The sequence below is a fragment of the Plantibacter sp. MMLR14_011 genome (genome assembly GCF_001865025.1).
Classification (GTDB): Bacteria; Actinomycetota; Actinomycetes; order Actinomycetales; family Microbacteriaceae; genus Plantibacter; species Plantibacter flavus_A.
In genome coordinates, this window is record NZ_MJGW01000039.1 from 319,596 (window position 1) to 334,653 (window position 15,058).

Genomic DNA, 15,058 nt, shown 5'->3' on the forward strand with positions numbered 1-15,058 from the left:
GCTCAGTCGCCTGAATCTGCTCGAAAACCGGGGCGATCCGTGCAGATCCGGGCGGCTCAGCGGGCCGTGGACTCCGCGAGCAGCGGCACGACGAGCGGCAGCTGGAGCGTCAGCCACGGGCTGAACGCGAAGGGTGCCTGCTCGACGGACGCCAAGAGCGATTCGGGCTCGGCCCAGGCCCACTCCATGACCTCGTCGGGGTTCGGCTCGGGCGTCGCGTCCGTGTAGGCGACGTAGACCGGGCAGATCTCGTACTCGACCACGCCCGAGGCGTCGACGGCGCGATACCGGAAGTCGGGCAGCACCAGTTCCGGCGCGGAGATCGGCAGGCCCAGTTCGGCACTCGCCCGACGCAGCACGGCGTCCACGCTGTCCTCGTCCGGGCCGGGGTGTCCGCAGAACGAGTTCGTCCAGACGCCCGGCCACGTGAGCTTCGAGAGCGCGCGCCGGGTCACGAGGATGCGTCCGTCGGGCCCGATGACGTGGCAGGAGAACGCGAGGTGGAGCGGCGTCTCGTGCGTGTGGACGGTCGCCTTCGGCGTGGTGCCGATGCGGGTGCCGTCCTCGGCGAGCAGGACGACGAGTTCTTCGGGTACCGACATGCGTCCATTCTCCCCGACGAACGGGGCGAACGCGAATGGACAGCTAGCGTACTAATCTCGCCGCTCCGTGAAGTAGCCTCGTGATATGGAGACCCACCACGTCGTCGACGTGCCCTATCGACAACAGCATCAGGTCGAGGATGCCCTCGAGCGTTTCCTCGAACTGGCGAAGACGCAGGCGGTGTCGTTCGGCGGCGCCGGCTACCTGCGGCTCTGGGAGACCATCGAGCGCAGCATGGCCGGCGGCAAGCGGTTCCGTCCCCGGATGGTCATGACGGCTTACGAGGCGCTGGGTGGCGAGGACATCGTCGCGGCCGCCCACGTCGCCGCCGCCTACGAGCTCCTGCACACCGCGCTGATCGTCCACGACGACGTGATCGACCGCGACTTCGTCCGGCGCGGCAGCCCCAACGTCTCCGGCAGCTACCGCGATATCGCGCAGACCGCGGGCATCCCGCTGCCGCTCGCCGAGCACCGTGGCATGTCCGTCGCCGTCATCGCGGGCGACCTCGCCCTGTCCGCGTCCTACCGTCTGATCGACCGCGCCGGGAGCGCCGACTCGGTCCGCACCCGCCTCCGCGAGATCCTCGACGACGCCATCTCCGCTTCGGCAGCCGGTGAGCTCGCCGACGTCGACTTCACGGTCGGCGGCGTCGTCCCGACGGTCGACGACATCATCCGCATGGAGCGCCTGAAGACCGCCTACTACTCGTTCGAGGCGCCACTGCAGTCGGGTGGTGTCCTGGCCGGTGCTCCGGAGGCGACGATCGACGCGCTCGGGGCCTTCGGGCAGCAGATCGGCATCGCCTACCAGATCATCGACGACGTCCTCGGCGTCTTCGGCGACTCGAAGACGACCGGCAAGACGACGATCGGCGACCTCCGCGAGGGCAAGCTGACGGTCATGGTGGCGTTCGCAGCGGAGCAGCCCGAGTGGCACGCCGTCGAGCACCTCTTCGGCGACCCGGACCTCGACGAGGAGGGTGCCGCCGTCCTGCGCGACGTCCTCACGACGACGGGCGCCCGCCAGCACGCGACCCTGCTGGCCGGTGACTACGCCAACCGCGCCTGGGAACAGCTGGCCTCGCCGAGCATCCCGGCGCAGCTCCGCGACGAGCTCCGCCCCATCGTCGCCACCGTGCTCGAGCGGTCGCGATGACCGCAGCAGGGGACGGGACCGGGCGACCCGCGGACGACGCCTCGGCGGTCGGCGACGCACGACAGCTCTACGACCGGGTCGCGCAGGAGACCGCCAGCATCGTCATCCGTCGGTACTCCACGTCCTTCGGTCTGGCGGCCAGGCTGCTGGGTGGCGACATCCGCCAGGACGTCGAGAACGTGTACGCGCTCGTCCGCATCGCCGACGAGATCGTCGACGGCGTGGCCGCGGCGGCCGGGCTCGGCCCCGAGCGGGTCCTCCGCATGCTCGACGCGCTCGAGCAGGACACCGAGGATGCGATGGAGACGGGGTACAGCAGCAACCTCGTCGTCCACGCCTTCGCCATCTCGGCGCGGTCGGCGGGGATCGAGGCCGACCTCACCCGTCCGTTCTTCGCGTCCATGCGCGCGGACCTCTCGCGCACCGTCCACACCCCGGAGACGTTCCGCGACTACGTGTACGGCTCCGCCGAGGTCGTCGGGCTCATGTGCCTGCGGATCTTCCTGCGCGGCCACGACGTCGACGACGCCCAGCGCGCCGCGTTCGTCGTCGGCGCCAGGAGTCTCGGTGCCGCCTTCCAGAAGGTCAACTTCCTGCGCGACCTCTCGGCCGACCACGACGAGCTCGGCCGCAGCTACTTCCCGGGTGTCGCCGTCGACGAGCTCAGCGAGGCGCAGAAGCACAGCCTGCTCGACGACATCGAAGCCGATCTCGACCGTTCGGCAGCCGTCCTCGGGCGGCTGCCGAAGTCGAGCCGTCGCGCGGTCGCCCTCGCCCAGGAGCTCTTCTCGGAACTCGCCCGACGCATCCGGACCACGCCGGCCTCGGCCCTCGTCCGCACGCGTGTCCGGGTGCCCGACCCGGTCAAGCTCCGCATCGCCGCCGGCGCGCTCGCCGGTCGCACACCAGCCACGACCGGCACCACCGCCTCCATCCCGACGATCGACGAGAGCTCGCAGTCATGACCCCCTCCCACAACCGCACCGTCGTCATCGGCGGCGGCATCAGCGGTCTCGCCACCGCAGCCCTCCTCGCCCGCGACGGCCAGCGGGTCACCCTGCTCGAACGACGCGAGGTGCTCGGCGGCCGCGCCGGCACCTGGGAGCAGGACGGCTTCACCTTCGACACCGGCCCGAGCTGGTACCTCATGCCGGAGGTCTTCGACCACTTCTACCGGCTCCTCGGCACCTCCGCGGCCGAGCAGCTCGACCTCGGGCGACTCGACCCGGCCTACCGCGTCTACTCGGAGGGCCGCGACGGGCACCTCGACCTCGCCGCCGACCGGGCCGGCAACCTCGCCCTGTTCGAGTCGGTCGAGCCCGGTGCCGGCGCGAAGATGGACGAGTACCTCCGCAGCGCGAAGGAGACGTACGAGATCGCCATCCGGAGCTTCCTGTACACGACGTTCGAGTCGTACCGGACGCTCGCGAGCCGTGAGGTCCTCGCCCGGATGCCGAAGCTCGCGAAGCTCCTCACGGAGGACCTCGACACCCTGGCCGCGCGCACCGTCTCCGACGTCCGGTTGCAGCAGATCCTCGGCTACCCGGCCGTGTTCCTCGGCTCATCGCCCTTCGAGGCGCCGAGCATGTACCACCTCATGAGCTACCTCGACCTCGAGGACGGCGTGCTCTACCCGCAGGGCGGCTTCTCGCGGATCATCGACACGATCGCCCAGCTCGCCCGCGCCGAGGGTGTGGAGATCATCACGGGCGCCGAGGTCACCGGCATCACCACGATGCCCGCCGGCCGCCGCGCCAGGGTCGACGGCGTCAACTACCTCGACGCCGACGGTCGTCGGCAGTTGCTCCGTGCAGACCGCGTGGTGTCCGCCGCCGACCTGCACCACACCGAGACGACGCTGCTGCCCCGCGAACTCCAGACCTACCCGGCCGAGTACTGGGAGAAGCGCACGGCCGGTCCCGGAGCCGTGCTCGTCATGCTCGGCGTCCGCGGCGAGCTGCCGGAGCTCCTGCACCACAGCCTGTTCTTCACGGCCGACTGGCGCGACAACTTCGGCCGCATCTTCGGCGAGGAGACGAGCGTGCCCGACCCCGCGTCGCTCTACGTCTGTCGTCCGAGCGCGACCGATGCGGGCGTCGCACCCGACGGCCACGAGAACCTGTTCATCCTGGTCCCGGTCCCGGCCGACCCGTCCATCGGTGGCGGGGGAGACGCCCGGGTCGCGGAGATCGGTGACGCCGCCATCGCGCAGATCGCCGAGTGGGCCGGCGTCCCCGACCTCGCCGAGCGCATCGTGGTGCGTCGCGACGTCGGACCCGCCGACTTCGCGACCGACCTCAACGTCTGGAAGGGCACCGCCCTCGGGCCTGCGCACATCCTCTCGCAGAGCGCGATGTTCCGGAGCGGCAACGTCAGCAAGAAGGTCGACGGCCTGTTCTACACCGGTGGCTCCACCATCCCGGGCATCGGCCTGCCGATGTGCCTCATCAGCGCGGAGCTCGTCGTGAAGCGCATGCGCGGCGACATCACCACCGGCCCGATGGCTGAGCCGTTGCGCGCGCGCGCCGAGGCGACCGGCTGATGGGTCTGCTGTACCTGCTGGCGCTGCTCGTCTCGATCACCGGGATGGTCATGCTCGACCGGCGGTTCCGGCTGTTCTTCTGGGCCGACCGACGGCGGGCCGCGATCATCCTGCCGATCGGCGTCGTGTTCTTCCTCGTGTGGGACCTGCTCGGCATCGGTGCCGGCATCTTCTTCCGCGGTGAGACGGCGTTCATGACCGGGCTCCAGGTCGCGCCCGAGCTGCCGATCGAGGAGGTCTTCTTCCTGACGCTGCTCTGCTACCTCACGATGAACCTGTTCGGTGCGGCGCGACACACGCTCGGCCGGGTGTCCCGCCGGACGACCGGCGCCGCCGAGGTGAGCGGACGATGACCTACTGGGCCCTCAACGCATGGTTCCTCGCCGTCGTGGCGGTCGTCGCCCTGCTGGCGGTCGTGCGGCTCGATCGACGCCGTGCGAACGGATCGCGGTCCGCCGGCCTGACGGCGGGCACCTGGCTGCTCGCGGTGGGCGGTGGGCTCGTCGTCCTCCTGCTCATGACCGCGCTGTTCGACAACATCATGATCGGCATCGGGCTCGTCGGCTACGACCCGGCACTCATCTCCGGCGCCTTCGTCGGCATCGCGCCCCTCGAGGACTTCGCCTACGCCATCGCCGCGGCCGTCCTGCTCCCGTCCCTCTGGGTGCTCCTCGAGCGCCGAACCCCTGCTCCCGTCTCCCCATCCCCGTCCCAGGAGGACCCGGCATGAACCGACTCGGCCAGCTCGTGCTGTCCTCCCGACCGCTGTCGTGGATCAACACCGCCTACCCGTTCGCAGCGGCGTACCTGCTGACCACGCGCGAGCTCGACCTCACCTTCTGGCTCGGGACGCTGTACTTCCTCATCCCGTACAACCTCGCGATGTACGGCATCAACGACGTCTTCGACTACGAGTCCGACCTGCGGAACCCGCGCAAGGGCGGCGTCGAGGGCGCGGTCCTGGACCGTCGGATGCACCGGTTGACGATCTTCGCGGCGATCGTGACGAACGTCCCGTTCCTCGTCTACCTCGTCGTCATCGGGTCGCCGCTGTCGTGGCTCGTCCTCGGGATCAGCGTGTTCGCGCTCATCGCGTACAGCGCACCCGGCCTGCGGTTCAAGGAGCGGCCGTTCATCGACTCGCTCACCTCGAGCACGCACTTCGTGAGCCCGGCGGTCTACGGCCTCGTCCTCGCCGGCGCGGTCTTCACGCCCGCGCTCTGGGCGCTGCTCGTCGGCTACTTCCTCTGGGGGATCGCCAGCCACGCCTTCGGTGCGGTGCAGGACATCATCGCCGACCGAGAAGGCGGGATCGGCTCGATCGCGACGGTCATCGGTGCGGCGGCGACCGTCCGGTTCGCCTTCGTCGCCTACCTCGCGGGTGGTGCGCTGATGCTCGTGACCCCGTGGCCCATCCCACTGGCGGGCCTGCTCGCACTGCCCTACGCCGCGAGTGTGCTGCCGTTCTGGAACCTCCGCGAGGAGGACGCCGAGCGGGCCAACGCGGGCTGGAAGCGGTTCCTCCGCCTCAACTTCCTGACGGGCTTCCTCGTCACGATGCTCATCATCTGGTACTGGTTCCTGACGTCCTGACCGGAACCCGCGACCCTGTCTCAGGAGTCCCCGGGCGCGCCGCAGGCGTTGCACCGCGCCACGCCCGGGTTCTCCTGAGATCGGGTCGTCAGTCGAGGATCAGAGCTCGAAGGAGAAGCCGAGGTCCTCGGGATACTCGCCGAGCTCGGTGAGGCCTGTCGCCGCACGCTGGAGGGCGGCGAGCGTCAGGCCGAGGGTGCCGGGGCCGAAGCTGACGCGTGAGACGCCGAGTTCGGCCAGGCGCTTGAGCGGGACCGCGCCGGGGTAGCCGATGACCGAGATGCGTCCGTGCACCTGCTCGATGGCCTTGGCGACGAGTTCCTCCGTACCGAGTCCGAGGAAGAAGACGACGTCCGCACCGGCCTCGAGGTAGGCGTTGGCGCGAGCGACGGCCTCGTCCCACGCCTCAGGGTCACCGGCGAGGGTGTCGACCCGGGCGTTGATGACGAGCGGGATGCCGGCGTCCTCGGCTCCGGCGCGAGCGGCGGCGACGCGGGCCGCGGCCTCCTCGATCGGGAACTGCGGGGCCTTCGCGGCACCGACGGAGTCCTCGAGGTTGATCCCGACGGCACCCGACTCGACGATGAGGCGGCGGACGTTCTCACGAACGCCGGCCGCGTCGGACGCGTAGCCCTTCTCGAAGTCGATCGTCACCGGCAGGTCGACGGCGCCCACGATGATCTTCGCGGCGGCGATCGCCTCGTCGACGTCGAGGCCACCGCCGTCTTCGAGCCCACGGACGTTCGACACCGAGTGGCTCGCCGAAGCGAGGGCGACGACGCCGGGGGCCTCGGAGACGACCTTCGCGGTGATGGCGTCCCAGACGTTGGTGACGATGAGCGGGGAACCCGGCTCGTGGAGGGAGTTGAGGAGGACGGCTTTGGCATGCTGATCAGTCATGTCCGCAGTCTGCCAGCGGACGTCGGCCGCCCAGCCGACAAGCGTCGAGAATTCAGGGAACGTTCGGGTTCGATGCGGTTGCCGGCTCCTGTGGGGCGCTCCCGTGACGCAAGACGAGGGCGCTCCACGCGTCATCCCACGCCGCCGGTGAACCGGGCGGGCAGGATGCCGTGCGTATCATTGGTGGCCGAAGGAAGGCGCTCCCATGACGAAACCGCCGACGGTCTACGACGTCGCGCACCACGCCGGCGTCTCCATCGCGACGGTCTCGCGGGTGCTCAGCCGCCCTGACGACGTGAAACCGGCCACCCGAGACCGCGTGCTCGCCTCGGTCGGTGAACTCGGGTACGTCCCGAGTGGAGCCGCACGAGGGCTCGCCGCGCGCCGTACCGGCGTCATCGGCCTGTTCTTCCAGGGGCTCGACGCGATGGACGACCTCGGGGACATCGCCCTCGAGGGTGACGAGGCGGCGGCCGGGGGAGCGCGCATCGTCCGCGACATCCCGGAGCGGACCGACACGCGGACGCTCAACCTCTACTTCGACGAGGTGCTGCGCGGTTGCGAGCTGGAGTCCTGGCGGAGCGGGTTCGCGCTGCTCGTCGGCGTCGGGCGCGGGTCCACGGCGACGCAGACGGTGCGCGACATGGCGGGTCGGGTGGACGGCCTCATGGTGCTGGCCGGGAGCGCCAGCGAGGAGGAGCTCGCACGCCTGTCGCGGCACGTCCCGATCGTCGTGATGGCGGGGCCGCGGCGCGACGACGACCTCGACCACGTCTCCGTGAGCAACGCCGAGGGGATGCGCACGCTCACGGCGCACCTTATCGACGACCTCGGCGCCCGGGAGCTCGAGTACGTGGCGGGAAGCCTCGGCTCGCCCGATGACGCCGAGCGCTGGAGTGGGTTCCGTGCGGCCCTCGCGGACCGGTCGCTCGAGGCCCCGGAGGAGCCGACCCTCCGCGGCGACTTCACCCGGGAGGGCGGGCGACGGGTCGGTCGGGAGCTGTTCCGGCGCGACGGGCTGCCGCGGGCCGTCGTGTGCGCCAACGACCAGATGGCGCTCGGCGTGATCGACGCCGCCAGGATCGCCGGGGTCGCGGTCCCGGAGGAGCTCATCGTCACCGGCTTCGACGGCATCGACGCCGGCCGCCTGTCGGCTCCGCGGCTCACGACGGTCCGGCAGCCGATGGAGACGCTGGGCCGGGTCTCCGTGCAGGCGCTCGCCCGTCGCCTCGCCGAGCCCAAGCTGCCCGCGATGTCCGTCCGACTCCCCGTGGAGGTCGTCCTCCGCGAGAGCTCCGAGTCGATCACGTCCTGATCATCGCCTCCCCTCGCGTTCACCATTCAGGAAGCCCGCGGCGTGCCGCGGACGCGTTCGTCCGCCGCGAGGCCGCCACGCCGAGGGTCTCCTGGATTGCGAACAGGAGCGGATGTCCGACACGGGTTGCGTCGGACAATGTATGCGCTTACACTCAACCGGTACAGACTTCAGCAAGGACGGTGGCGATGACGCACACGACGCACGAGCGGACCAAGGTCCGCAGGCGCAGACGACTCGGAGCAGCGGCGATGATCGCCGCGGCGGCCCTGCTCGTCTCCGGCTGCAGCATCCAGATCAAGAGCGAGCCGGATCCCTCGATCCCCGCCGACACGATGCTGCTGGCCTCCGACAAGGGCACCCCGATGCTCGAGCGGAACTTCAACCCCTACCTCGTGAACAAGCGCTCGGCCTCGAGCTACATCTACGAGCCGCTCGTGATCATCAACGTGCTCGACGGCAAGGAGACGCCGTGGCTCGCCGAGAAGGTCGACCTCCCGGACGCCCGCACGATCGACTACACGATCCGCGACGGCGCCACCTGGTCCGACGGTGAGGCCTTCACCCCTGAGGACGTGAAGTTCACCTTCGACCTCATCAAGCAGTACCCGACGCTCGATCAGAAGGGCGCCTGGCAGCACATCGACACGATCGAGGTGAAGGGCCAGCACGTCATCATGCACCTGCTCGACGACGACGCCCCCGCGGCCGACATCGTCTCGCAGACGCTCATCGTCCCGGAGCACATCTGGAAGGACGTCAAGAGCCCCGACACCTGGCGGAACCCGAACCCGGTCGGCACCGGTCCGTACGTCCTCGGCAACTACACCTCGCAGCAGTACACGATGGACAAGAACGAGACGTACTGGCAGGCCGACAAGATCGAGGTCAACCACCTCGTGATCCCCGCGGCCACCGGTGAACTCGACATCGTCACGAAGGGCTTCGACTGGGCGTACTCGTTCCTGTCGAACGTCGAAGGCACCTGGGTTGCGGCCAACGACCACAACAAGTTCTGGTTCCCGCCGGGAGGCGTGATCGGGCTCGTGCCCAACATGGACGTCGCCCCCTTCGACAACGTGGACGTCCGTCGCGGCATCGCCCTGGCGCTCGACCGCGACAAGATCGCCGATGCGGCGACCGAGGGCTACCTCGGTGCCGCCGGCCAGTCGAGCCTCATGCTCCCCAACCAGGAGGACGAACTCGACCCGACCCTGCCGAACCAGGGCATGATCACGCAGGACACCGCCGGCGCCCTCGAAGCCTTCGCGGCCGCCGGGTACACCCAGCAGGGTGGCAAGCTCGTCGACGCGGCGGGCAAACAGTTCAGCTTCTCGATCACGACCGCCAACGGCTACGCGGACTGGCTCCGCGCGGTCCAGGAGGTCCGCAAGGAGCTCGGCGCCCTCGGCATCGACGTGCAGATCAAGCAGCCGCAGCCGCCGGGGTACCAGCAGGCCATCCAGAGCGGTGACTTCCAGGTCGCGATGGGCGGAATGGGCAACGGCATCATGTTCCAGGGTTTCAACAACAGCTTCAACAGCGAGTTCGCGAAGCCCATCGGCGAGACGACATCCAGCAACTTCGGTCGCTACCGCAACCCGCAGATGGACCAGCTGCTCGCCCAGTACAAGGAGACCACCGACGAGGCCACCCGTCTCGGGCTGAGTCACCAGATGCAGCAGATCGTCTACAGCGACTTCCCGGTCATCGGCATGTACTACGGCGGACTCTGGGGTCTCTACAACGACAAGAAGTTCACCGGCTGGCCGGACGCGGACAATCCGTACGCACCGCTCCAGACCTACGACCAGACCCCGCTCCTCGTGTTCACGCACCTCAAGCTCCGGAAGGACGGTGAGTGACCGTGTACATGGTGCGCAAACTCGGCCTCTTCGTCCTCACCCTGTGGGCGGCGGTCACGCTGAACTTCCTCCTGCCGCGGCTCATGCCCGGCTCACCGACGGACGCCGCGATCGCGAAGCTCGCCCAGAACGGTCCGGTCTCCGCGGCCACGCGTGCGGCGATCGAGGCCCAACTCGGTGTCCCCGGCGGCAACCTCTGGGAGCAGTACGTCACGTACCTCCACCAGGTCGTCACGCTCGACTTCGGGGTGTCGTACACCTTCTTCCCGCAGTCGGTCGGCGAGCTCATCTGGCAGGCGTTCCCGTACACGATCATCCTGCTCGGGATCGTCACCATCGTCGCCTTCATCCTCGGCACGCTCATCGGCGTGCTCGCGGCCTGGCGGCGGAACACCTGGCTCGACGCGCTGCCGACGCTGAGCGGCACCTTCGCCAGCACGTTCCCGTACTTCTGGACCGCGCTGCTCCTGCTGTTCTTCGCCGGCTACGTCCTCCACTGGTTCCCGACCTCGGGTGCCTTCGGGCCGACGGCTTCGCCGGCCTTCACCTGGGACTTCATCGTCGACGTCGCGTACCACGCGGTGCTGCCGGCGCTGACGATCCTCGTGACGAGCCTCGGAGGCTGGATCATCGGCATGCGCAACGCGATGATCAACACCCTCGGTGACGATTACGTGACCTTCGCCGAGGCCAACGGCCTCCGTGGTCGCACGGTCGCCATCAAGTACGCGGCCCGCAACGCGATCCTCCCGAACCTCACCGGCTTCGGGCTCGCGCTCGGCGGGGTGGTCGGCGGCTCGATCCTCGTGGAGCAGGTCTTCGGCTACCCGGGCATCGGCTTCCTCCTGTTCAACGCGGTGATCGGACAGGACTACCCGCTCATGCAGGCGCTCTTCCTGCTCATCACGGTGAGCGTGCTCGTCGCCAACTTCCTCGTCGACATCCTGTACGGCGTACTCGACCCAAGGACCCGCCGATGACCACCACACAGCACGTCAAGACACTGCAGTCCGACCAGGCCGTGCGTCCGCCGCGGAAGTTCGCCTTCATCGGTCGATCGGCGGCGACGCTCTGGGCCAACTGGAAGTCCCGCCTCGGGCTGATCATCCTCGCGTTCTTCATCCTCGTCGCGATCTTCGCGCCGGTGCTCGCACCCTACGGCGCGAGCCAGGACGGGTTCCCCCGGAACGCCGACTCGAGCCCCGAGCACTGGTTCGGGACGACGGCGGCAGGCGAGGACGTCCTCAGCCAGCTCATCTACGGTTCGCAGATCAGCGTCACGGTCGGTTTCATCGCCGGCATCCTGTCGACGATCGTCGCCGTGCTGATCGGCCTCAGCTGGGGCTACATCAAGGGCTTCGGCGCCGAGGTCGTGAACTTCATCGTCAACCTGTTCCTCGTGGTGCCCGGCCTGCCGCTCATGATCGTCATCGCCGCGTACCTCCAGAACGGTGGGCTCGTGATGATCGTCGCGGTCATCGTGATCACCGGGTGGGCGTGGGGTGCCCGCGTGCTCCGCAGCCAGACGCAGTCGCTGCGTTCGCGTGACTTCGTGACCGCGGCCCGCTTCTCCGGCGACCGACCGTTCCGCATCGTGTTCAACGAGATCCTGCCGAACATGACGTCCCTCATCGCCGGAGGCTTCTTCGGTGCCGCGACGAGTGCGATCCTCGCGGAGGCCGGCCTCGAGTTCCTCGGCCTCGGCGACTCGTCGATCGTCAGCTGGGGCACCATCCTCTACTGGGCGCAGAACTCCAACGCCCTGCTCACCGGTCAGTGGATCCTCCTCTTCGCCCCCGGTCTCTGCATCGCGCTCCTCGCGATGAGCCTCACCCTCATCAACTTCGGTGTCGACGCGATCAGCAACCCGCGCCTCCGTGAAGGGAAGTCACGATGAACGCCGTCAACCTCCAGGCCGAGAGCGCATCCGCGCCGGCAGCCGGGACCGGAGCGCTCCTCGAGGTCCGCGACCTGTCCGTCGTCTACGAGTCCGTCGGCGCCGCGCCGGTCCAGGCGGTCGACCACGTGTCGTTCTCCGTCGGTGCCGGTGAGTTCATCGGGCTCGTCGGCGAGTCCGGCTCCGGGAAGTCGACGCTCGGCTTCGCGGCCACCCGCTTGCAGAAGCCGCCGGCCCGCATCAACGGCGGGCAGATCCTCTTCGGCGGCAAGGACATCCGCGAGCTCGGCGACGAGGCGCTCCGTGAGCAGCGGCAGGGCGGGTTCGCCATGGTGCTGCAGTCGGGCATGAACGCACTCAACCCGGTCCGCACGATCCGCAACCACTTCGTCGACATCTTCAAAGCGCACGGTCACGTCTCCCGCGACCGCTGGGACGCCCGGATGGCCGAGCTGGTCGGCAAGGTCGGGCTGACGCCGCAGGTGCTCGCCCGTTTCCCCGGAGAGCTGTCCGGCGGCATGCGTCAGCGCGTGTCCATCGCGCTGGCCCTGTCGCTCGAGCCCCGCCTCATGGTGTTCGACGAACCGACCACCGCGCTCGACGTCCTCGTGCAGCACGCGATCATGGACACGATCACCGAGCTGCAGCAGGCCGAGGGGTTCACCGCCATCCTCATCAGCCACGACCTCGGCGTCGTGCTCGAGGCGACGCAGCGCGTGCTCGTCATGCACGAGGGCCGCATCGTCGAGGACGCCCCGAGCCGCGACATCCTCGAGCGTCCGCAGGACCCGTACACGCGGATGCTGCTCAGCCACTACGCCGACCCACGCGCCGCGGTCGTCGAGCTGCCCGGTTTCCCGTCGCGGGCCAACCGCGGGACGGCTCCCGTCTCCGGCACGACCACGAGCGTCCCGACCGCGACGAGCGCAAGCTCCGAGTCGGGGAAGGCGTCGTCGCGTGCCGGTCGCTCGGCCGAGTCGGCGGTCATCGTCGACGCCGTCTCGAAGGTCTACCCGCCGCCGCGTCGCGGTGAGTCCGCGGTGACGGCCGTCGACGACGTGTCGTTCACGCTCGAACCCGGTCAGTCGCTCGCGCTCGTCGGGGCCTCGGGCTCCGGCAAGTCGACCATCGCGAAGCTCATCACGGGCATCGAGAAGCCGACGTCCGGTGCGGTCCGCTTCGGCGACCTCGACGTCGCCCAGCTGAACCGCAAGGGCATCCGGAACCTGCACAAGAACGTGCAGATGATCTTCCAGGACCCGTATGCGGCGCTCAACCCGCTGCACACGGTCGAGTACACGCTCACCCGTCCGGTGGTGAACTTCACCGGGCTGAAGGGTGACGCGGTGCGCAAGCGCGTGCTCGAACTCCTCGAGACGGTGGGCCTCTCGCCCGTCGAGCAGTTCGCGGCGAAGCTGCCCCACCAGCTCTCCGGCGGACAGCGGCAGCGCGTCGTGATCGCCCGGGCGCTCGCGAGCGACCCGCAGGTGCTCATCGCCGACGAGCCCGTGTCGATGCTCGACGTGTCGCTGCGTGCCGGTGTGCTCGCGCTGCTCGAGGACCTGCGTGAGCAGTGGGGCGTCTCGATGCTCTACATCACGCACGACCTGCTGTCGGCGCGACTCGTGACCGACAACATCATGGTCCTCAACCAGGGTCGTGTCGTCGAACGTGGCGAGACCGCGCACGTCCTGCAGCACCCGCAGGATCCGTACACGATCCAGCTGCTCGACGCCGTCCCCAACCCGGCCCGCGCCAAGCGCTGACGCGGACCCTCCCGCGTCCGTTCGCCCATTTTTGGGCGAGCGAACGCTCGTTCGCCCAAAAAGGGGCGAACGAATCGCACGACGAACAGGAGCAACACCCGTGCTGACCTTCCCCGACGGCTTCCTCTGGGGCGCCGCCACCGCTGCCCACCAGATCGAGGGCAACAACATCAACAGCAACTGGTGGGTGCACGAGCACGAAGCCGGGACGAACATCGTCGAGCCCTCGGGCGACGCGATGGACAGCTACCACCGCTACCGCGAGGACATGCAGCTGCTCGCCGACGCCGGGCTCAACACCTACCGGTTCAGCGTCGAGTGGGCGCGGATCGAGCCCGAGCGCGGCATCGTCTCGCGTGCCGAGATCGACCACTACCGTCGCATGGTCGACACCGCGCACGAACTGGGACTCAACCCGGTCGTCACGCTCATGCACTTCACGGTGCCGCGCTGGTTCGAGCGCGACGGGTTCTGGCGGGCGAAGGACGCCGCCGACCTCTTCGCGCGGTACACCGAGCTCACCCTGCCGATCGTCGGCGAGGGCGTCGAACACGTCTGCACGATCAACGAGCCGAACATCGCCGCGATGCTCGCCGGTGGAGAGGACGCGGCGAACCTCGTCGCGTACGGCCTGCCGAACCCGGACCTCTTCGTGGCCGACGCGCTCCTCGAGTCCCACAAGCGTTCGCGCGAGGTGCTCTCGCAGGTGTCCGGCCTGAAGTCCGGCTGGACGATCGCGACGCAGGCGTTCCGGTCGAACGGTGAGCCCGGCTCCGACGAGATGCTGCGCGAGTACGGCTACCCGCGTGACGACTGGTACCTCGAGCAGTCCGCCGGCGACGACTTCCTCGGTGTCCAGGCGTACACGCGCACGTTCATCGGGCCGAAGGGTCCGCTGCCCGTCGAGGACGGCGTCGAGACGACGCTCACCGGTTGGGAGTTCTACCCGCCGGCCGCAGCCGAGGGTGTGCGGAGCGCCTGGGAGCTGTCGGGCGGGGTGCCGATCATGATCACCGAGAACGGCATTGCGACCTCGGACGACACCCGTCGGATCGACTACACGGACGGTGCCCTGCGCGAGCTGCACGCCTGCATCCAGGACGGGATCCAGCTCGAGGGCTACCTCCACTGGAGCGCGCTCGACAACTACGAGTGGGCGAGCGGCTTCCGGCCGACCTTCGGTCTCATCGCCGTCGACCGTGAGACCTTCGTACGCACGCCGAAGCCGAGCCTCGCGTGGCTCGGGAACGTCGCGAAGGCGAACGGCCTCACGGAGTAGTTGAAGCCCCCGGTGCCGTCCCCAACTCAGGAGATGTCCGGTGTGTCGGGCTCGTGTGGGTAGCGACACGCGGCGGAGTCCTGAGAACGGGGCGCCGGGGTCGCGTGTGGTCCGTTCGACCCCGACTCAGGAGATGTCCG

Annotated in this window: 14 protein-coding genes; 12 read left to right on the top strand and 2 right to left on the bottom strand. The window is 69.1% G+C overall.

Annotation, left to right across the window (positions count from 1 at the left end; genetic code table 11):
• Positions 1–56: 56 nt before the first annotated feature.
• Positions 57–602 (bottom strand): isopentenyl-diphosphate Delta-isomerase, encoded by a 546-nt coding sequence (gene idi, locus BIU99_RS14260; RefSeq protein WP_071261818.1) that lies wholly within the window; start codon positions 600–602, stop codon positions 57–59.
• Positions 603–687: 85 nt separating this feature from the next.
• Here idi and BIU99_RS14265 point away from each other — a divergent pair, with 85 nt between their 5' ends.
• Genes BIU99_RS14265 through BIU99_RS14290 form a run of 6 tightly spaced genes read left to right on the top strand, consistent with a single transcriptional unit; the run spans position 688 to position 5,896 of the window.
• Positions 688–1,761, top strand: coding sequence for a polyprenyl synthetase family protein (locus tag BIU99_RS14265; protein ID WP_079001229.1), 1,074 nt, complete (start codon positions 688–690; stop codon positions 1,759–1,761).
• Positions 1,758–2,726 carry a squalene/phytoene synthase family protein gene (locus tag BIU99_RS14270; protein ID WP_071261820.1) on the top strand — a complete coding sequence of 323 codons (969 nt, stop codon included), beginning with the start codon at positions 1,758–1,760 and terminating at the stop codon, positions 2,724–2,726. The genes BIU99_RS14265 and BIU99_RS14270 overlap by 4 nt, the downstream gene beginning before the upstream one ends.
• Positions 2,723–4,303, top strand: coding sequence for a phytoene desaturase family protein (gene crtI, locus BIU99_RS14275; protein ID WP_071261821.1), 1,581 nt, complete (start codon positions 2,723–2,725; stop codon positions 4,301–4,303). The genes BIU99_RS14270 and crtI overlap by 4 nt, the downstream gene beginning before the upstream one ends.
• A complete protein-coding gene (locus tag BIU99_RS14280; protein ID WP_071261823.1) occupies positions 4,303–4,656 on the top strand; it encodes a lycopene cyclase domain-containing protein in 354 nt (117 codons plus the stop codon). The genes crtI and BIU99_RS14280 overlap by 1 nt, the downstream gene beginning before the upstream one ends.
• Positions 4,653–5,033: a hypothetical protein gene (locus tag BIU99_RS14285; RefSeq protein WP_071261824.1), complete on the top strand. Its 381-nt coding sequence runs from the start codon at positions 4,653–4,655 to the stop codon at positions 5,031–5,033. Before BIU99_RS14280 ends, BIU99_RS14285 begins: the two co-directional genes overlap by 4 nt.
• On the top strand, positions 5,030–5,896 hold the full coding sequence (locus tag BIU99_RS14290; RefSeq protein ID WP_071261826.1) for a prenyltransferase: 867 nt from the start codon (positions 5,030–5,032) through the stop codon (positions 5,894–5,896). Before BIU99_RS14285 ends, BIU99_RS14290 begins: the two co-directional genes overlap by 4 nt.
• Positions 5,897–5,995: 99 nt before the next feature.
• Here BIU99_RS14290 and BIU99_RS14295 read toward each other — a convergent pair whose 3' ends face one another.
• A complete protein-coding gene (locus BIU99_RS14295; RefSeq protein WP_064297138.1) occupies positions 5,996–6,796 on the bottom strand; it encodes an isocitrate lyase/phosphoenolpyruvate mutase family protein in 801 nt (266 codons plus the stop codon).
• A 205-nt stretch (positions 6,797–7,001) separates the two neighbouring features.
• Here BIU99_RS14295 and BIU99_RS14300 point away from each other — a divergent pair, with 205 nt between their 5' ends.
• From BIU99_RS14300 to BIU99_RS14325, 6 genes are all read left to right on the top strand, one after another.
• Positions 7,002–8,111 (top strand): LacI family DNA-binding transcriptional regulator, encoded by a 1,110-nt coding sequence (locus BIU99_RS14300; RefSeq protein WP_064297139.1) that lies wholly within the window; start codon positions 7,002–7,004, stop codon positions 8,109–8,111.
• A gap of 188 nt (positions 8,112–8,299) precedes the next feature.
• Positions 8,300–9,976 carry an ABC transporter substrate-binding protein gene (locus BIU99_RS14305; RefSeq protein WP_079001241.1) on the top strand — a complete coding sequence of 559 codons (1,677 nt, stop codon included), beginning with the start codon at positions 8,300–8,302 and terminating at the stop codon, positions 9,974–9,976.
• A gap of 8 nt (positions 9,977–9,984) precedes the next feature.
• A complete protein-coding gene (locus BIU99_RS14310; RefSeq protein WP_064297181.1) occupies positions 9,985–10,956 on the top strand; it encodes an ABC transporter permease in 972 nt (323 codons plus the stop codon).
• Positions 10,953–11,873, top strand: a complete 921-nt coding sequence (locus BIU99_RS14315; RefSeq protein WP_064297140.1) for an ABC transporter permease — start codon at positions 10,953–10,955, stop codon at positions 11,871–11,873. Before BIU99_RS14310 ends, BIU99_RS14315 begins: the two co-directional genes overlap by 4 nt.
• Entirely contained in the window at positions 11,870–13,639 is a 1,770-nt protein-coding gene (locus BIU99_RS14320; RefSeq protein ID WP_071261828.1) for an ABC transporter ATP-binding protein, read from the top strand. Before BIU99_RS14315 ends, BIU99_RS14320 begins: the two co-directional genes overlap by 4 nt.
• A 100-nt stretch (positions 13,640–13,739) precedes the next feature.
• The gene (locus tag BIU99_RS14325) at positions 13,740–14,918 is read left to right on the top strand and encodes a glycoside hydrolase family 1 protein (protein ID WP_071261830.1); all 1,179 of its coding nucleotides are present in this window, start codon (positions 13,740–13,742) and stop codon (positions 14,916–14,918) included.
• Positions 14,919–15,058: the final 140 nt, after the last annotated feature.